Genomic DNA, 16832 nt, shown 5'->3' on the forward strand with positions numbered 1-16832 from the left:
GCCCAGGGAGCGCTCCTGGCCGGGTGCTAGCCTCCACGGACCTTCCGCACTGTGACCGACTGTCGGTTCTGGTGCAGGAATTCCGCCCGCCGAGAGAGAACGAGCACGAGGTCACATGAGTCCACTGGTTCCGATGGTCGTCGAGCAGACGTCGCGTGGTGAGCGTGCGTTCGACATCTACTCCCGCCTGCTCAACGAGCGCATCGTGTTCCTCGGCACGCCCGTGGACGACCAGATCGCCAACCTGATCGTGGCCCAGCTCCTGCACCTGGAGTCTGAGGATCCCGACAAGGACATCTCGATCTACATCAACTCCCCGGGCGGCAGCGTGTACGCCGGGCTGGCGATCTACGACACGATGCAGTTCATCAAGCCCGACGTGTCGACGATCTGCGTCGGCATCGCGATGTCGATGGGCGCGCTGCTGCTGGCCGGCGGCGCCGCGGGCAAGCGCATGGCGCTGCCCAACGCCAAGATCCTGATCCACCAGGTCTCCTCCGGCTTCTCCGGCCAGGCGACGGACATCGAGATCCACGCCAAGGAGATCATCGACATCCGCCAGCGGCTCGATCACATCATCGCCGAGCACACCAAGCAGGACTACGAGAAGGTCCGGACCGACACGGAGCGTGACTACTTCATGTCATCCGAGGAAGCCGTCGCGTACGGCATCATCGACAGGGTGATCTCCGAGCACTAGGCTCGGCAGGTCAGGCGAGAAGAGAAGAAGAGGCGGATGTAGATGGCGCGTCCCACGGACTCCAACGAGCAGCTCCTCTGCAGCTTCTGCGGGAAGTCGCAGCGGCAGGTCAAGAAGCTGATCGCCGGTCCCGGCGTCTACATCTGCGACGAGTGCATCGATCTCTGCAACGAGATCATCGACGAGGAGCTCACGGCCCCGCCGTCGTTCGATCTGGAGAACCTCCCCAAGCCGCGGGAGATCTACAACGTCCTGGACGAGTACGTCGTCGGCCAGGAAGAGGCCAAGCGCACGCTGTCGGTGGCGGTCTACAACCACTACAAGCGCGTGCAGATGATGCAGTCGACCGAGACCGACATCGAGCTGCAGAAGTCCAACATCCTGCTGCTCGGCCCGACCGGCTGCGGCAAGACGCTGCTCGCGCAGACCCTCGCGCGGATCCTCAACGTCCCGTTCGCGATCGCCGACGCCACGGCGCTGACCGAGGCCGGCTACGTCGGCGAGGACGTCGAGAACATCCTGTTGAAGCTGATCCAGGCCGCCGACTACGACGTCAAGAAGGCCGAGACCGGGATCATCTACATCGACGAGGTCGACAAGATCGCCCGCAAGGCCGACAACCCGTCGATCACGCGCGACGTGTCGGGCGAGGGCGTACAGCAGGCGCTGCTGAAGATCCTCGAGGGCACCACCGCCTCGGTGCCGCCTCAGGGCGGGCGCAAGCATCCCCATCAGGAGTTCCTGTCGATCGACACGACGAACGTCCTGTTCATCTGCGGCGGGGCGTTCGCCAACCTCGACACGGTCATCGAGCGGCGCATCGGCCACAAGGGCATCGGCTTCAGCGCCGAGATCCACGTCAAGGCCGACCACGACAAGGGCGAGGTCTTCCAGAAGTGCCTCCCCGAGGACCTCGTCAACTACGGCTTGATCCCGGAGTTCATCGGGCGCCTGCCCGTCATGAGCGCGGTGCACCAGCTCTCGTGCGAGGACCTCATCACGATCCTGACCGAGCCGCGCAACGCGCTCGTCAAGCAGTTCCAGCGCTTCTTCCAGTTCGACGGCATCGAGCTGGTCTTCTCCGAGGATGCCCTCAGCTCGATCGCGGCCCTGGCGCTGGAGCGCGAGACGGGCGCCCGCGGCCTGCGCTCGATCATCGAGGAGACGCTGCTCGACGTGCAGTTCGAGCTGCCCTCGCGCCGCGACGTCAAGAAGTGCGTGGTGACCAAGGAGACGATCGAGAAGGGCCTCACGCCCACGCTCGTCACCGAGGCCGTTGACGACGACGGCTCAGAGCCCGTCGCCGCCGAGTCGGCGTAGCGCCGGCGCCACGCCCGCCTCTCCCGATCCCATCGCCTTCGCCGGCGGCGCGCTGGATCGCGCCGGGCTGCGCCGCACCGACGCCGCGTGGCTGGACGCGGCGCGCCGCGACCCGGCGGCGCGGGCGATCGTCGTCGGTCGCGCCGGCGCGCATCCCGAGCCGCTCGCGCTGCGCGAAGATGACCACGACGACGGCCAGGCGATCTTTCTCGGCATCGGCCCGGACGGCGGCGCGGTCTTCGCGATCGAGCGCGAGGGCGTGGAGCTCACGGGCCTGCGCGATCTTGCCGCCTCGCTGCCGGGCGCGCAGCTGGGCACGGTCGCCTACGCGACCGGCATGGCCAACTGGGCGCGCGCGACGCGCTTCTGCGGGAACTGCGGGACCGCCACCGAGCCGCGCGACGGCGGCCACGTCCGCGTCTGCGCTAACGGCCACCAGCACCACCCGCGCACCGACCCGGTCGTGATCATGCTCGTCACCGACGGCGACCGCTGCCTGCTGGGCCGCCAGACCACGTGGCCGGCCGGCCGCTACAGCGCGCTGGCCGGGTTCGTCGAGCCGGGCGAGCGGCTGGAGGACGCGGTCGCGCGCGAGGTGCTGGAGGAGTCCGGCATCGTCGTGGACGACGTCCGCTACCTGGAGTCCCAGCCGTGGCCGTTCCCGGTCTCCCTGATGCTCGGCTTCTTCGCGACCTACGTCAGCGGCGAGCCGGTGCCCGGCGACGGCGAGCTCGAGGATGTGCGCTGGTACTCACGCGAGGAGATCGTCGCGGCGATCAGCGGGAGCGATGACTGGATCGACGGCCCCGGAGTCGAGGGGCTGATGGTGCCGCCGCCCACGGCGATCGCCCGCACGCTGCTGGACCGCTGGATCGCGCAGTAGCCGGGTAGCCTCGAACCAGATGCCGCGCATGCCTGGCCGCAAGGCCGTTCCCTGGATGCTCCTGATCGAGGCCGCGCTGGTGATGCGCACCCACTGGAGCCGCCTCGACGACCGCGACCGTCGCGAGCTGACGCGGATCGTCAAGAAGTCCCACGGCCTCCCGAACCACCTCACCAAGAACGAGCGCGCCGAGCTGGCGCGCCTCGTCCGCCGCCTGGACCTCATCACCGCGGGACGCAAGCTGATGCCGTTCCACGGCGGCGTGCGGCCCAGCCGGCGCTAGCTCGCGCGCAGCTGCTTGGAGAAGAACTCGAGCGCCTTGCGCGTCTTGGTCGTCTGCGCGCCGGTCGGCTTGATGCCGCGCTCGGCGAGGAACGCGCGGCTTTCGGCGGCGACCTGGAACGCCTCCGACGGCGCGCACTTGGTCGACAGCTCGAGGATCCGCGTGCCGTCGGGATAGAGCCACAGCTCGACGACCATCTTGCGGGCGAACCCGGGCGGTGAGGCCTTGATCTTGACCACGAAGATCGGGCCCAGCAGGACGAGATCACCGAAGTCGACGCCGTCGGGAGCGTGGTCGGCGAAGAACGCGCGCTGGGCTTTCGAGAACAGCTTGCGCAGCGGCGCGGAGCCGCCGGCGACGTCCAGGACCGCCGGCTTCGGCACGCCCTTCAGCGACGCCGAGCAGACGTAGCCGCCGGGCATCGCGTCGACCTCGACCATGCACATCGGCGACTCGCGCACGTCGCGCGAGAGGTTGGCGGGCACGATCGGCCGGAGCTTGACCACCGTGTCGTCGCCCTTCTGCGCCACGCGCCGCGCGCGCACCACCACGCCCTCACGCTCCAGCGCCAGCTCCGGGGTGTCGAAGAAGTACACCATCCGGACCTGGGCGCCGAGCGGATCCATGCCGAGCGCCTCGACGGCCGAGCGCTGGGCGGACTCAGGGATCGTCAGCTTGAGCTCCACGCTGTCGGAGCCCTGCATCAACGAGAGCATCTCGACGAGCGACTCGTCGGAGAGCCGAGCTTCGGTGGCGGGCATGGTCGGACTCTGCGCGCAGCTTGGGTGAGCGATCATCACCCGGCGGGGGTGACGGGATCACCTTGTGTGGGCGAGGGTGCCTCACCCGACGCCGGTGGACGCTGCCGAGCATATGCCGGGCACCGAAAGGCGGATGCGTCGCCGTGGGCGCTTTGTCGAGCGCATCACCCTGGTGCGGGCGATGATGGCGATCGTCGCGGTCACGACGACGTTCACCTTGTTCGCGGCGCTGGTCGAGCGCCTCGTCGAGCCCGAGACCTTCACCAGCTATGGCAAGGCGTGGTGGTGGGGCGCCCAGACCGTCGCGACCGTCGGCTACGGCGACATCACGCCACACACGACGAGCGGCCGTCTGGTGGCGACCGTGGTCATGATCTTCGGCGTGGCGCTCGTGCCGACCGCGACGTCGATCGTCGTGGCGATCCTGCTGGACCGCCACCGGCGCGACTGAGCGGCGTGGTTCAGCGCGCCGTCGCCACGATGTTCAGCCGCACATAGTCGTGGACGGGGTCCGGGCCCAACCCTTCCACGACCGCGTCGAGGAATGCCTCGTGCAGCTCGGGCGCCAGCCGCAGCAGATGCGAGCCGAGCGAGACCGTGCGGAGGAACTCGCGGGTTTCGGGCGGCCGCTGCGGGGACGCGTTGAGCCAGACGCGCTGCACGACGAAGCCCGCACGCTCGAGGCGCGGCACCGTCTCCTCGGGGCCGGCGAAGTTCCACGGTCCGGCCCAGCCGGCAAAGGCTGGTGTAAACGGCTCGCGCGCGGCCACCTCGCGCACGACCGCGACGATCGACGCGACGTTCCCACGCCCGCCGCACTGAGCGACGAACGGCGCACCGTCCTTCAGCGCTGCGCGGATGCGCGCGAAGAGCCGGTCGTGGTCGGCGATCCAGTGGAAGGTCGCGCTGGAGACGGCGGCGTCGGCGGGGTTCTCGACGGTCAGCTCGAGCAAGTCCTGCTGGACGAAGTGCGCGCGCTCGCCGCCGAGCTGGCGCTGCGCCTCAGCCACCATCGCGGCCGAGCCGTCGATGCCGATGACGTGGCCGTCCGGACCGAGCCGCTCCAGGAGTTGTGCGGTAACACGGCCGGTGCCGCAGCCGAGGTCGAGCACCGTCTCGTCGCCGCGCAGCGCCAAGCGGTCGAGGATCTCGGTGCCCCAGCCCTGGTGCGGGGTTGCGACCGCGTGGTAACTGCCAGCGTCCCACTCGCGCGGGCGGGCGGGGTCGACATCATCGTCGTCCATAGACTCCGATCCTCTCATGTCGAGCCTGAAGGACCGCAAGCGCTTCGAGCCCTCCGAAGTCGAGCCGCGCATCGTCGCGCGCTGGCTGGAGTCGGGGCTGTTTCATCCCGAGCCGGAGGGCTCGCCGGCCGAGAACTTCTCGATCGCGATCCCGCCGCCCAACGTCACCGGCGCGTTGCACATGGGCCATGCGCTCAACGGCTCGGTCCAGGACACGTTGATCCGCTTCAACCGCCAGCTCGGCCGGCGTGCGAAGTGGATCCTGGGCACCGACCACGCCGGCATCGCGACCCAGACGCAGGTCGAGAAGCGGCTCGTCACCGAGGGCAGCTCGCGCGCGGCGATCGGTCGCGCGGCGTTCGTCGAGAAGACGTGGGAGTGGCGCGCGGAGTTCGGCGGCACGATCATCGAGCAGTTCAAGCGCCTCGGCGCGTCGCTGGATTACGAGGACGAGCGCTTCACGCTCGACGAGCGCTACGTCAAGGCCGTGTTGAAGGTCTTTGTCGACCTCTACAACAAGGGCTGGATCTACCGCGACAACTACATGGTCAACTGGGATCCGGGCTCCGGCTCGGCGATCAGCGACCTGGAGGTGGAGGAGCGCGAGGCGCACGACACCCTCTTCCACATCGCCTACCCGCTGAGCGACGGCAGCGGCGAGGTCGTCGTCGCGACCGTGCGGCCCGAGACGATGCTGGCCGACGTCGCCGTCGCGGTGCACCCCGACGACGACCGCTACAAGCACCTCGTCGGCAAGACGGTGACGCTGCCGCTGGTCGGTCGCGAGCTGCCGATCATCGCCGACGAGTACGTCAAGACCGACTTCGGCACCGGCTGTCTGAAGATCACGCCCGGTCACGACCCCAACGACTTCGAGATCGGGCGCCGCCATGGCCTGCCCGAGCTCAGCGTGATCGGCGAGGACGGGCGGATGACCGACCTCGTGCCGGAGTACGCGGGGCTGCCGGTCGCCGAGGCGCAGGCGGCCGTTGTTGGCGCACTTGATGCCGCGGGCGCGATCCGGGCCAAGGAGCCCTACACGCACACCGTCCCGTTCAGCCATCGCAGCGGGCAGCGCATCGAGCCGCTGATCTCGCTGCAGTGGTTCATGAAGATGGAGGAGCTGGCCGCGCCGGCGATGCAGGTCGTCAAGGACGGCAAGCTGCGGATCCACCCCGAGTCGCAGTCACGCCGCTACATCGACTGGCTGGAGAACATCCGGCCGTGGTGTGTCTCGCGGCAGCTGTGGTGGGGCCATCAGATCCCGGTCTGGTACCGCGACGAGGAGGTCTACTGCGGCGCCACGCCGCCCGAGGGCGAGGGCTGGACGCAAGATCCCGACGTCCTGGACACCTGGTTCAGCTCGGCGCTGTGGCCGTTCGCGACGCTCGGCTGGCCCGAGCAGACGCCCGAGCTGGGCGCCTTCTACCCGACCGACGTGCTCTCCACGGCGCGCGACATCCTGTTCCTGTGGGTCGCGCGCATGGTGATGATGGGCATCGAGTTCACGGGGGAGACCCCGTTTGCCGACGTCTACATCCACTCGGTCATCCAGGCGCCCGACGGGCGGCGGATGAGCAAGTCGCTCGGCACCGGTATCGACCCGGTGGACTTGATTGACGCCCACGGCGCCGACGGCGTGCGCTTCGGCCTGCTGGCCATGTCCTCGACCCAGGACGTGCGCTTCAGCGAGGAGAAGGTGGCTCAGGGCCAGGCGCTGGCCAACAAGCTCTTCAACGCGACGCGCTTTGTGATCACCAACGCCGCCGAGGGGACGGCGCCTGCTGCCGCGCCACAGACGGTGGAAGACCGTTGGATCCTCAGCCGCCTCGGCGCTGCCCGCGCCGACTTCGCCGCGCGCGTCGAGACCTTCGACTTCTCCAAGGCCGCCCTCGGGTTGTATGACTTCGTCTACGGCGAGCTGTGCGACTGGTACCTGGAGCTGATCAAGGGCCGCGAGTTCGACGACAAGTTGAGCGCGCATCTGCTGCACGTGCTGCGCGAGACGGTCGTCCTCGCCCATCCAATCATCCCGTTCGTCACCGAGGAGCTGTGGCCGCACGTCGGCGGCGAGGGCCTGCTGGCCGCGCACGTGGCCGGCGACGTCGTGGCGCCGCGTGACCCCGAGGCCGAAGGCGACATCGAGCGCGTCATCGCCACGGTCCAGGCCGTGCGCTCCTGGCGCGATGCCGGGGGCGTCAAGCCCGGCGCGTTCCTGGCGGCGCGGATTGACGGCCTTGATGATGATCTTGTCGCGCTGGTCGCCCGCCTCGCCCGCCTCACGCCTGTCACCGACGACGACCGCTCACCGGTCACCGTCATCCCGGTCCGCGGCTGCCAGGTCGAGCTGCTGGAGGGTGTCGACCCTGCCGAGGCTGCCGCGAAGGTGGCGGCCGCGCGGAAGTCTCTGGCGGCCGAGATCGCGCGCGCCGAGGGCAAGTTGAACAACCCGGGCTTCGTCGACAAGGCCCCCGACGCCGTCGTGGCCGCCGAGCGCGAGAAGCTCGCCCGGCTCAAGGCGGAGCTCGAGGCGTTGTAGATGGCTCGGGGGCGCGATTCGGCCATGCGCTTGGAGGACGCCGAGCGGCTCCTGCTCTCGCTGGAGCTCTTCGGCATGCGCTTCGGGCTGGACCGGATGCGCCGCCTGCTCACGGCGCTCGGCTCGCCCCAAGAGCAGTTCGCCTCGATCCAGGTGGTCGGGACCAATGGCAAATCCTCGACGGTCCGGATGACCGCGGCCATCCTGCGCCGCCACGGGCTGTGCGTCGGCTCCTACCTGTCGCCGCACCTCGTCTCCTTCGCCGAGCGCGTGCGGATCGACGACGCCGACGTCTCGGGCGCGGAGTTCGCCGCCGCGATCCAGCGTGCGGCGGCGGCCGCCGAGAAGGTCGACCGCACGGCGCCCAGCGACGACCACGTGACGCAGTTCGAGCTGCTGACCGCGGCCGCGCTGGATTGCTTCGCGCGTGCGAGCGTCGATGTGGCCGTGGTCGAAGCGGGGCTCGGTGGGCGCTTCGACGCCACCAACGTCCTGCCGTCGTCGGTTGCCGTGCTCACCAACGTCGGCCTCGAGCACACGCGCTGGCTCGGCCCGACCGTCGCCGACATCGCCACCGAGAAGCTCGATGTCGTGGAGAACTTCGCGACCCTTATCGTCGGTACCGATCTCCACCCCGACGCGCTGGCGCTGGCGCAGCAGACCGCGCGCGAGCGCCATGCCACGCTGCGCGTGGCGCCGACCGATCCCGGCGCGGGGCTGGAGATCCTGGCCCGCGGGCCGTTTCAGCGGCGCAACTTCACGCTGGCGATCGAGGCGGCGCGGGCCTACCTGGGGACGCTTGGCCGTCCGCTCGACGATGCCGCCGTGCGCGCGGCGGCGGCGTCAACACTGGTGCCGGGGCGCTTCGAGGTGGTGGCGAGCAATCCGGACACCGTCCTCGACGGCGCCCACAACCCCGGCGGGCTGACCGCGCTCGCCGAAGCGCTCACTGGCTTCGTCGCCGGCCGCCGCCTCGTTGCGTGCCTCGCCGTCCTCGACGACAAGGACGCGACCGGGATGCTGCGCACGCTGCTGCCGCTCTGCGACGCGGTCGTCACGACGCGTGCGCAGACGCCGCGGGCGCTGCCGCCGGCGACGCTTGCCTCGCTCTGCCACCAGCTCGGCTACACCGGCGCGGTGGAGATCGTCGGCGAGGCCCGCGCCGCGCTGGAGCGCGCCCGCACGCTGGCCGGCCCCGACGGCGTCGCGCTCGCCACCGGCTCGATCTACCTCATCGCCGACCTGCTGCGCCCCGCCGGCGCGGCCCGGAGCACCCTGTGAACGACGAGGAAGACGGCCCCCGGGTCGGCGTCATGATCGCGGTCGTCGCGCTCAGCGTCGCGCTGGTCATCTTGATCTTCTTCGGCATCGGCTACGGCTTCGGCCGTCTGTTTCTCTAGGTCTCCGCGTCGGGGTCGTCGGGAGCGGTCGGCGCGTAGCGGAGAGCGCCCTCGAGCTCGACGGTCTCGATGAGCCCAGCGTCCTCCAGCGCGAGCAGGTCGGCGATGAGTTGCTCGGCTGCGTGCTCGTCGTCCATGGCCTCGGCGGTGCGCTCGTCGGGCACGGTGCCCAGCAGCGGCAGCGGGCGGGCTGCCCGGTGACGCTTGGGCCGGGGGTCAGGGCCGTCTGGATGGGCGACGCGATGGGCGATATGACGGGGCATGTGAGGTGTCCTTTGAGCGCTACGCAGATTGATGTAGAGAAGACTTTGGCTTCCGGCTCGGACGGAACCCGCGTCCCGCTGAGCTCTGCGGCACCTTCTGTATCTCGTCCACATCGTGGGCTTCCGCCGTTTTGACCTGCACTTTGCGGCGACTTCCAGCAGTTGTCCGCACGGTTATCCACAGCTACGTAAGCCCGAGTCGCTACGCGTGCTCACATATGAACAGCTTGTCCACAGACGATCCTGCTCGCGACCTGTAGAACCACCTCCGTCGCTTCGATGGTCCCTCCGACGCCCACCCCATCTCTCCGTCTGCTCAAGGCCGCGAAGGCCGAGCGCGAGCAGCTCGCGCGCCATCGCCGCGAGCTCCTCAACGCTCGTGAGAGCTTGCGTACCGAGCTCGAGCGCATCGATGGCTCCTTGGAGGAGGTCGACGAGCGCCAGACGCTGCTGGACCGCCTCGTCGGACCGACGGCCGGCCCCCAGCCCGAGACGGGAGAAGCGTTGGCACGGCGGACCTCCGGCGATGAGCAGCGCGCGCTGCCGGTATTGCGAGGCCCCGACATCCGCCGTGAAGCCGTGCGGGTGCTGCTCGCCCATCCCGATCGTCCCGAGGCGTTGCACTACCGGGAGTGGTACGGGCTGCTGCAGGACGCGGGCTTCGCCGTTGCCGGCAAGGATCCGCTCGCCACGTTCCTCACCCAGCTCAGCCGCTCGCCGGCGGTGAGCAAGAGCACCCAGCCCGGCGTGTACGAGCTTGACCGCGGCGCCGTCGCTCGTCTCCACACGCGTCTCTCCGAGCTCCAGCGCGAGCTCCGCGACTCGGCGGCCGCGCACGGGCCGAGCGTGGAAGCAGCCGCGCTGCGCGCCCGGCGGACCGAGCTGAACGCCGAGCTCGGGCGCGTCGAGAAGGCCGTGGAAGAGGTCGAGGCGCTGTTCGGTCGCGCGCGCGTCGCCGATGAGCGTCTGATCGCAACGGCTTGACCGCGCCGCAAGCCGCCGCGTTCTCTAGGATTTGAAGGCACATGCCGATCGAAGCGGTCTTCGGGATCGACAGCTCTGGCCTCAACACGGCCGTCAAGCTGCTCGTCCTCTTCCTCGTCGTCATCTACGTGGCGTTGATCTACTACACGTTCGCCGATGCGCGGCGGCGTATCGAGGATCCGATGTTGATCGGCTGCGCGACGATCGCCGCGCTGTTTCCGTTCGTGGGGACGATCGTCTACATGATCGTCCGGCCGCCCGAGTTCCTGGACGACGTCCGCGAGCGTGAGCTGGAGATGCAGGCCGCCGAGGCGAGGCTGCACGGCGCCGGCTACCTGATCTGCCCGCACTGCGACAACGAGGTCAAGGACGACTTCCTGCGCTGCCCGCACTGCCTGCGCAAGCTCAAGGACCCGTGCGGCACCTGTGCCAAGCCGCTCGATCCAAGCTGGAAGATCTGCCCGTACTGCGAGGCCGAGATCCCCGGCGTCACGCCGCCGCCCCGGCGCCGCCGCCGGCGTCCCACCGCCGACCTCGAGCAGGCGGCGGTCAGCGAGCCGGGCTCGTAGAGTCCCCGGTCGCTTCCTCGCAGTTCCCGAATCCCGACTCCCAAGGAGCCCGTCCGTGTCCCGGACCCTCATCCTCGTCAAGCCCGACGCGTTCGCGCGTGGCCTCACCGGCGAGATCCTCGCGCGCTTTGAGCGCAAGGGCCTCACGATCGCCGCCCTCAAACTCGTGCAGACCCCGCGCGAGACCGCTGAGACCCACTACGCCGAGCATGCCGAACGCCCGTTCTTCGGCGAGCTCGTCGACTTCATCACCAGCGCGCCGCTGGTCGCGGCTGTGCTCGAGGGCGACGGCGTCGTCAAGGCCTCGCGCCAGCTGATCGGCGCGACCAACCCGCTCGAGGCCAACACCGGCTCGATCCGCGGCGACTTCGCGATCGAGGTCGGCCAGAACCTCGTGCACGGCTCGGACTCCGATGAGTCGGCTGAGCGCGAGATCGGGATCTGGTTCCCGGAGCTGTAATCCGCCTCGTCCTGGCCAGCGGCTCGCCGCAACGGCGCGCGATCCTCGGTGACCTGGGCCTCGCCTTCGAGGTCCATGTCTCCGACGTCGCTGAGCAGGAAGCCGGGCCGCCGGTCGTCGTGGCGGCCGAGAACGCGCGACGCAAGGCGCTGGCGGTGGCTGGTGACGGCATCGACGAGCTGGTCATCGGCTGCGACACGCTGGTCGCCACCGGCGAGCAGATCTGGGGCAAGCCGCCCGACGAGACGGCCGCGCGCGACACGCTGCGTCATCTCTCCGGGCGCACGCACGAGGTCGTCAGCGGCCTGGCGCTCGTGCAGGACGGCGAGGTTCGCGAGGCCACCGAGATCACGTTGGTGACCTTCCGCGCGCTCGACGAGTCGACCATCGACTGGTACCTGGCCACCCGCGAGTGGGAGGGCCGCGCCGGCGGCTACGCGATCCAAGGTCGCGGCGCCGTGCTCGTCAGCCGCATCGAGGGCGACTACCTCAACGTCGTCGGCCTCCCGGTGGCGGCGCTGCTGGCGCTGGAGCCGCAGCTCATGCGCGACTTCGCCGCGCGCACCGCTTAGGTCGGCGCGGCGCGGGCGCCATCTGGATTCAGCGCGGGCGCTGGTCTGGGCGCGCGATGCGGTCTGTTTGGCGGCGAAGGAGTGAGCGGGGCTGGCACCTCGGGGCGCTGGCTCGTCGTCCGCCGTCGCCCCGGCGGAGGGTGGGCCTGTCTGCGGACGTCATACGTCCGCTCACGGGCCCACGACGGTCGACTGCCGGTTGCCGCGAGCGGGGTGGGTCCCCTTGCGGCCGGTATGAGTCCGCAAACAGGCCCACCCTTGTGTCGCGGAGTCGATCGCGCGTAGCCCGCGGATATCGCGGGTTCCGTGCGTCTCATCGCGGTTGCTCGAAGTCCGTGTCGTCCTACCCCTCACATGTGGGGGTGAGACGACACGGACCGAATCGCCGCCCGCGAGCGTTGCGGACGACGAGCCAGCGCCCCGACGCGCCAACCCCGCTCACTCCTCGCCGCCAAACAAACCACGTCGCGCGCTCAGACCAGCGCTTGCACTGAATCGCCACCGACGACAGCACCCGCAACCTCAATGCACCCGGCACAAAAACGCCACCTGCTGCTCGGGCGTCCGGAACGCGCGGCCCACGTAAACCGGCAGTTGCTCCCTCTGTTCGGCAAGCAGATAGCGAGCCTCGGCGCGGCTCATCGCGCCACCGCGCACGCCGCGATCTGCGCGGGCGACCAGCAGCGCCCAGAGCGCGCCGCGCACATGGGCGGCGCTGCGCCCGCCACGCGCGCCGATCGCCAGCGGCGTCATCGCGCTGTTGCGCAGCGCGCGGAAACGGCCGGGGGAGACGCCGAAGATCGCGCGGGCGTTGCGCGGAATCGCCGGCGTGTGGAAGACGTGGAAGATCACATGGCGGCTGAGATGCGCCTGGGTCAGCATCGTCTGCGCGCGGCGCTCCAGCACCGGCCGCATCGCCGGCCGCACCTGCGCCAGCCGTGGCGCGACCAACGTATGGGCCAACTGCGCGGCGCTGCCGCCAACACCGTGCTTGCGCGCCAGCGCCAGCAGCGTGCGGTGATCATCCAGCCAGGTGGCGAGCTCGTCGTGGTCGGTCTTGACCACGACATCCAGGCGCGCCTCGTCAAACGGCATCCAGCCCGACATGACCCACGTGTCGGTCGGCAGCCAGTCCAGGCGCGCGCCCTTGGGCGCGTGGGTGTCAGCCGCGCCGGCCGTGGGTATGGGGGCGACGCCAAGGGCCGTCAGGGCCAAGAGCAAGAGCAGCAGTCGAGAGCGCATACCCCTGAGACGGGCGTGGCGCTCGACCGATCTCGCACCTAGGGCTCGATCTTCCACACCTCGGTCAGACCTCTTGTCACGTTTGCATGCCACATCGGACAACGTTGCTCTCCAGACCTTGCGTGGTCCGGTGAGAGGACCATAGAGTCGACGCCAACAACTCGTGCGTGGTTCAGGGGTGAGCGCGCGCGTCCATCATGCGAACGCGGGGTCGTGTCGGCCCCCAGGGAGGTTCCATGCAGATCACCAGAACGGCCCGCGCCCTGCTCGCGGGCGTTGCGGCGTCGACGGTCCTCGGGGCCGGCGCCGCGCACGCTGCCGACCGTACGGTCGAGCCGCTCAACCAGTACGCCGTGAGCGGTCGTGTCACGACCGACCAGCTCGCGCGCGCCGGCTACGACCTGAACGAGGTCAAGGCCATCGGCAAGACCGGCAAGCTCGGCATCGTCGCCACGCCCGCCCAAGCGCAGTCCTTGCGCGACAAGGGCGCCACCGTGGAGGCGCTCTCCGAAGCCCGTGCGATGGCCGCACCGCCGTCGCCGCTGACCGATCCGACCCACGGCTACGACGTCTTCCGGCCCTGGAGCCTGAAGCCGGCGCCCTGCCCGGACCGCTGCGCGACACCCAACGTGCCGCTCAAGAAGTGGTACCAGGACCTTGCCTCGCGCTACCCGGAGATCGTCAAGGAGGAGACGATCGGGCAGTCCGTCCTCGGGCAGCCGATCAAGGCCTACAAGATCACCGAAGGCGCGAAGCACACCCGTGACGGCGCCAAGCCGGTCACGCTCTTCGAGTCCACCCAGCACGCGCGCGAGTGGATCTCGGCCGAGGTCAACCGCCGCCTCTTCTCGTGGTTCATCGACCACCGCCGCGACCGCGACATCAAGCAACTCTTGCGCACCAACGAGGTCTGGTTCATCCCCATGATGAACCCCGACGGCTACGACTACACCTTCACCGCCAAGGGCACGCGCCTGTGGCGCAAGAACCTGCGCGACGTCAACGGCGACGGCGTGATCGACCCCGCCCACGACGGGGTCGACACCAACCGCAACTGGCCCGAGAAGTGGAACTACGACCTCGAGGGCGCCTCTGACGATCCGGCCAACGAGACCTACCACGGTTCCGGGCCCGGCTCTGAGCCCGAGGTCCAGGCCTCGCGCAAGCTCCATCAGCGCCTCAAGCCGAAGTTCCTCATCGACTACCACTCCTTCGCGCAGCTGATCCTGTACCCGGAGGGCTGGCAGGTCGAGACCGAGGCGACCGACGCGCCGCTGATGAAGGCGCTGGCCGGCGACGACGACCATCCGGCCGTTGAAGGCTTCGATCCCGACGTCTCGGCTGAGCTCTACACCACCAACGGCGACGTCACCGGCGACGCCTACAACAACTGGGGCACGCAGGCCTACACGGTCGAGCTCGACGGCGGCTCCGGCGACGGGGTCGGCGGCACGGTCGACGGCCCCGACTCGCTGCCGCCCGGCGGCTTCGTGTTCCAGGACGACGAGACGGCCGTCCAGGCCGAGTTCCAGAAGAACCTGGACTTCGCCCTCGACCTGGCCAAGTCGGCGGCACGGCCCGACCAGCCCAAGTCCCACCTGGGCAACACGGCGCCGGACTTCGTGCCGACGACGTTCTCGATCTCGCACGGCGACCCGCAGACCGTCGAGGTCAACGCCAAGCGCTCGCTCGGTGACGTCAAGGTGTTCTGGCAGGTCAACGGCGGGCGCGTCCAGCGTGGCGGCCTCGGCGAATACGCCGGCGGCGAGCGCTACGGCAAGCCCGGCACCTACTACCACCGCCTCCGCGGGCAGGTCAGCGGAGCCCAGCCGGGGGACACCGTCAAGGTGTGGTTCGGCCGTGGCAACAAGACGTCGGACCCGTTCACCTACACGTTGAAGTCCAACACCAACAACAAGGTCCTGTTGATGGTCGCCGAGGACTACACCGGCAACAGCGACGACCTGGACGGCACGCCGTACGCGGGCCCGCTCTATCAAGACGACTATGCCCAGGCGCTGACGACGGCCGGCATCCCGTACGACACCTATGACGTCGATGCCAACGGCCGCACCGCGGCCTCGGCGCTCGGCGTCCTGTCGCACTACAAGGCCGTGATCTGGGAGACCGGGGAGGACCTGTACGTCCGTGAGCCCGGCCAGCCGGGCGCCACCGGCACGTCCAGGCTCGCCGACGACGAGATCCTCGGCGTCCGCGACTACCTCAACGACGGCGGCAAGGCGCTCGTGGCCGGCAAGTTCGCCCTGCAGGGCGGCTGGGACCAGTTCCTGTTCAACCCGCTCGGCGCTCCGCCGAACCCGTTCTGCAAGAGCAACCAGGCCGACCCCAGCGGCAACGACGACCCGCCGGGCCAGAACTTCAACTGCGTCGTGGAGTCCAACGACTTCCAGCAGTACTGGCTCGGGGCCTATCTGCCCGTGACGGCGGCGGCCGACACCGACGCGGCGGCGGCGCTGCCGTTCCAAGAGGCCGGTGCGCCGTTTGGCACCGCGGAGTTCACGGTCAACGGCGACGATTCGGCCAAGAACCAGGACAACATCTACTCGTTCCTGACCACGTCGAGCATCCTGCCGACGGCGACCTACCCGCAGTTCGACAGCCGCCAGGCGGTCAAGTTCGACCGCCCGCCGTCGTTCGATCCGCCGACGGGCACGCACTACGCGTTCTCCCAGGCGGCCGATGACAGCTACAAGCGGCTGTCGCGAACGATCGACCTGACCGGCAAGACGGCGGCGGACCTGTCGTTCACGGCGTCTTACGACACCGAGCCCGGCTGGGACTACCTCGTGGTCGAGGCCCACACCGTGGGCCAGGATGACTGGACGACGCTGCCCGACGTCAACGGGCACACGTCCGACGACCTGTCGACGGACGCCAGCTGTCCGCAGATCCCGATCACCGACGAACATCCGTTCATGGAGCACTACGTGACGCTGCATCCCGAGAGCAGTCCCGGGGCCGGCGACGCGACGTGCGACAACGGCGGGACGACGGGCACGTTCAACGCGGCCAACGGCAACTCCGGCGGCTTTGTGCCCTTCAAGTTCGACCTCAGCGCCTACGCGGGCAAGCAGGTCGAGCTGTCGATCACCTACATCAGCGACGAGGGCTTCCAGGGCCTCGGCGTGTTCGTGGACGACACGAAGATCACGGCCGACGGCGCCACGCTGGCCGAGACGTCCTTCGAGGACGGCCTCGGCGGCTGGGACGTCCCCGGTGCCCCCGAGGGCAGCGGCGGCAACGCCAACGACTGGATCTCGACGACATCGGTCGGCTACGTCGACGGTCCGGGCGTGGCGACCAAGGACACGATCTACTGGGGCTTCGGCCTCGAGGGCGTGACCGGGGCCGACACGCGGGCGACGCTCGTCAAGGACGCGGTGAGCGCGCTCGGCGCAGGCTGAGCCTGAGGGATCGACTCGCGGGCGCCGTCGCCACCCGGCGGCGCCCGCGATCGGCGCCCGGACAAGCCTCACCCTCAGCCTGAGCCTGAATGGAGAGCTCTCCGTAACGACGCACGTGCGTTTTGCAGCGTTTTCGCCGCTGCAATGTGGCATTCGCACCACAGGGCTCCGGCCGCCCCTCCGCTAC

17 protein-coding genes are annotated in these 16832 nt (G+C 69.5%); 13 read left to right on the forward strand and 4 right to left on the reverse strand.

The genetic code is table 11. The features are described from left to right. The first annotated feature begins 115 nt into the window (after nucleotides 1-115). From clpP to VGO10_RS16205, 4 genes are read left to right on the forward strand one after another with little or no spacing between them, the layout of a single operon-like run. Nucleotides 116-700, forward strand: coding sequence for an ATP-dependent Clp endopeptidase proteolytic subunit ClpP (gene clpP, locus VGO10_RS16190; RefSeq protein ID WP_327470210.1), 585 nt, complete (start codon nucleotides 116-118; stop codon nucleotides 698-700). Between the two features lie 42 nt (nucleotides 701-742). After that, nucleotides 743-2020, forward strand: coding sequence for an ATP-dependent Clp protease ATP-binding subunit ClpX (clpX, locus tag VGO10_RS16195; RefSeq protein ID WP_327470212.1), 1278 nt, complete (start codon nucleotides 743-745; stop codon nucleotides 2018-2020). Continuing rightward, nucleotides 1977-2903 carry an NAD(+) diphosphatase gene (nudC, locus tag VGO10_RS16200; protein WP_327470214.1) on the forward strand — a complete coding sequence of 309 codons (927 nt, stop codon included), beginning with the start codon at nucleotides 1977-1979 and terminating at the stop codon, nucleotides 2901-2903. Before clpX ends, nudC begins: the two co-directional genes overlap by 44 nt. Before the next feature lie 19 nt (nucleotides 2904-2922). Further along, a complete protein-coding gene (locus VGO10_RS16205; protein WP_327470216.1) occupies nucleotides 2923-3186 on the forward strand; it encodes a hypothetical protein in 264 nt (87 codons plus the stop codon). Here VGO10_RS16205 and VGO10_RS16210 read toward each other — a convergent pair. After that, a complete protein-coding gene (locus VGO10_RS16210; RefSeq protein WP_327470218.1) occupies nucleotides 3183-3947 on the reverse strand; it encodes a hypothetical protein in 765 nt (254 codons plus the stop codon). The genes VGO10_RS16205 and VGO10_RS16210 overlap by 4 nt on opposite strands. Nucleotides 3948-4059: 112 nt before the next feature. Between VGO10_RS16210 and VGO10_RS16215 the strand changes: the two genes are divergently transcribed. Continuing rightward, nucleotides 4060-4398 (forward strand): potassium channel family protein, encoded by a 339-nt coding sequence (locus tag VGO10_RS16215; protein WP_327470220.1) that lies wholly within the window; start codon nucleotides 4060-4062, stop codon nucleotides 4396-4398. A gap of 10 nt (nucleotides 4399-4408) precedes the next feature. Here the strand turns inward: VGO10_RS16215 and VGO10_RS16220 are convergent, their stop codons facing one another. Further along, entirely contained in the window at nucleotides 4409-5191 is a 783-nt protein-coding gene (locus VGO10_RS16220; protein ID WP_327470222.1) for a methyltransferase domain-containing protein, read from the reverse strand. A 16-nt stretch (nucleotides 5192-5207) separates the two neighbouring features. On the opposite strand from VGO10_RS16220, the gene VGO10_RS16225 reads away from it, so the two are divergent. The 3 genes from VGO10_RS16225 to VGO10_RS16235 are packed head-to-tail and all read left to right on the forward strand — an operon-like array spanning nucleotide 5208 to nucleotide 9130. Beyond that, on the forward strand, nucleotides 5208-7730 hold the full coding sequence (locus tag VGO10_RS16225; RefSeq protein ID WP_327470224.1) for a valine--tRNA ligase: 2523 nt from the start codon (nucleotides 5208-5210) through the stop codon (nucleotides 7728-7730). Nucleotides 7731-7754: 24 nt separating this feature from the next. Further along, nucleotides 7755-9011 (forward strand): bifunctional folylpolyglutamate synthase/dihydrofolate synthase, encoded by a 1257-nt coding sequence (locus VGO10_RS16230; RefSeq protein ID WP_327470226.1) that lies wholly within the window; start codon nucleotides 7755-7757, stop codon nucleotides 9009-9011. Next, nucleotides 9008-9130 carry a hypothetical protein gene (locus VGO10_RS16235; protein ID WP_327470229.1) on the forward strand — a complete coding sequence of 41 codons (123 nt, stop codon included), beginning with the start codon at nucleotides 9008-9010 and terminating at the stop codon, nucleotides 9128-9130. Before VGO10_RS16230 ends, VGO10_RS16235 begins: the two co-directional genes overlap by 4 nt. Here the strand turns inward: VGO10_RS16235 and VGO10_RS16240 are convergent. Further along, nucleotides 9127-9393 carry a hypothetical protein gene (locus VGO10_RS16240; protein WP_327470231.1) on the reverse strand — a complete coding sequence of 89 codons (267 nt, stop codon included), beginning with the start codon at nucleotides 9391-9393 and terminating at the stop codon, nucleotides 9127-9129. The genes VGO10_RS16235 and VGO10_RS16240 overlap by 4 nt on opposite strands. A 279-nt stretch (nucleotides 9394-9672) precedes the next feature. On the opposite strand from VGO10_RS16240, the gene VGO10_RS16245 reads away from it, so the two are divergent. Genes VGO10_RS16245 through VGO10_RS16260 form a run of 4 tightly spaced genes read left to right on the forward strand, consistent with a single transcriptional unit; the run spans nucleotide 9673 to nucleotide 11978 of the window. Further along, complete coding sequence (locus tag VGO10_RS16245) at nucleotides 9673-10377, forward strand: hypothetical protein (protein ID WP_327470233.1); 705 nt, start codon at nucleotides 9673-9675, stop codon at nucleotides 10375-10377. A gap of 41 nt (nucleotides 10378-10418) precedes the next feature. After that, complete coding sequence (locus VGO10_RS16250; protein ID WP_327470235.1) at nucleotides 10419-10946, forward strand: zinc ribbon domain-containing protein; 528 nt, start codon at nucleotides 10419-10421, stop codon at nucleotides 10944-10946. A 55-nt stretch (nucleotides 10947-11001) separates the two neighbouring features. Continuing rightward, nucleotides 11002-11406 (forward strand): nucleoside-diphosphate kinase, encoded by a 405-nt coding sequence (gene ndk / locus VGO10_RS16255; protein ID WP_327470237.1) that lies wholly within the window; start codon nucleotides 11002-11004, stop codon nucleotides 11404-11406. An 11-nt stretch (nucleotides 11407-11417) separates the two neighbouring features. Next, entirely contained in the window at nucleotides 11418-11978 is a 561-nt protein-coding gene (locus tag VGO10_RS16260; RefSeq protein ID WP_327470346.1) for a Maf family protein, read from the forward strand. Nucleotides 11979-12500: 522 nt separating this feature from the next. Here VGO10_RS16260 and VGO10_RS16265 read toward each other — a convergent pair. After that, nucleotides 12501-13193, reverse strand: a complete 693-nt coding sequence (locus tag VGO10_RS16265) for a hypothetical protein (RefSeq protein ID WP_327470239.1) — start codon at nucleotides 13191-13193, stop codon at nucleotides 12501-12503. Between the two features lie 263 nt (nucleotides 13194-13456). On the opposite strand from VGO10_RS16265, the gene VGO10_RS16270 reads away from it, so the two are divergent. After that, complete coding sequence (locus VGO10_RS16270; RefSeq protein ID WP_327470241.1) at nucleotides 13457-16645, forward strand: M14 family metallopeptidase; 3189 nt, start codon at nucleotides 13457-13459, stop codon at nucleotides 16643-16645. The last annotated feature ends 187 nt before the right edge of the window (nucleotides 16646-16832 follow it).

Origin of the sequence: Baekduia sp., assembly GCF_035996765.1 — a bacterium.
Taxonomy (GTDB): Bacteria; Actinomycetota; Thermoleophilia; order Solirubrobacterales; family Solirubrobacteraceae; genus Baekduia.

Coding starts and splice junctions, on each gene's coding strand:
- clpP (WP_327470210.1), top strand. CDS start 116: ATGAGTCCACTGGTTCCGATGGTCGTCGAGCAGACGTCGCGTGGTGAG.
- clpX (WP_327470212.1), top strand. CDS start 743: ATGGCGCGTCCCACGGACTCCAACGAGCAGCTCCTCTGCAGCTTCTGC.
- VGO10_RS16205 (WP_327470216.1), top strand. CDS start 2,923: ATGCCGCGCATGCCTGGCCGCAAGGCCGTTCCCTGGATGCTCCTGATC.
- VGO10_RS16210 (WP_327470218.1), bottom strand. CDS start 3,947: ATGCCCGCCACCGAAGCTCGGCTCTCCGACGAGTCGCTCGTCGAGATG.
- VGO10_RS16215 (WP_327470220.1), top strand. CDS start 4,060: ATGCCGGGCACCGAAAGGCGGATGCGTCGCCGTGGGCGCTTTGTCGAG.
- VGO10_RS16220 (WP_327470222.1), bottom strand. CDS start 5,191: ATGGACGACGATGATGTCGACCCCGCCCGCCCGCGCGAGTGGGACGCT.
- VGO10_RS16225 (WP_327470224.1), top strand. CDS start 5,208: ATGTCGAGCCTGAAGGACCGCAAGCGCTTCGAGCCCTCCGAAGTCGAG.
- VGO10_RS16230 (WP_327470226.1), top strand. CDS start 7,755: ATGCGCTTGGAGGACGCCGAGCGGCTCCTGCTCTCGCTGGAGCTCTTC.
- VGO10_RS16240 (WP_327470231.1), bottom strand. CDS start 9,393: ATGCCCCGTCATATCGCCCATCGCGTCGCCCATCCAGACGGCCCTGAC.
- VGO10_RS16245 (WP_327470233.1), top strand. CDS start 9,673: ATGGTCCCTCCGACGCCCACCCCATCTCTCCGTCTGCTCAAGGCCGCG.
- VGO10_RS16250 (WP_327470235.1), top strand. CDS start 10,419: ATGCCGATCGAAGCGGTCTTCGGGATCGACAGCTCTGGCCTCAACACG.
- VGO10_RS16270 (WP_327470241.1), top strand. CDS start 13,457: ATGCAGATCACCAGAACGGCCCGCGCCCTGCTCGCGGGCGTTGCGGCG.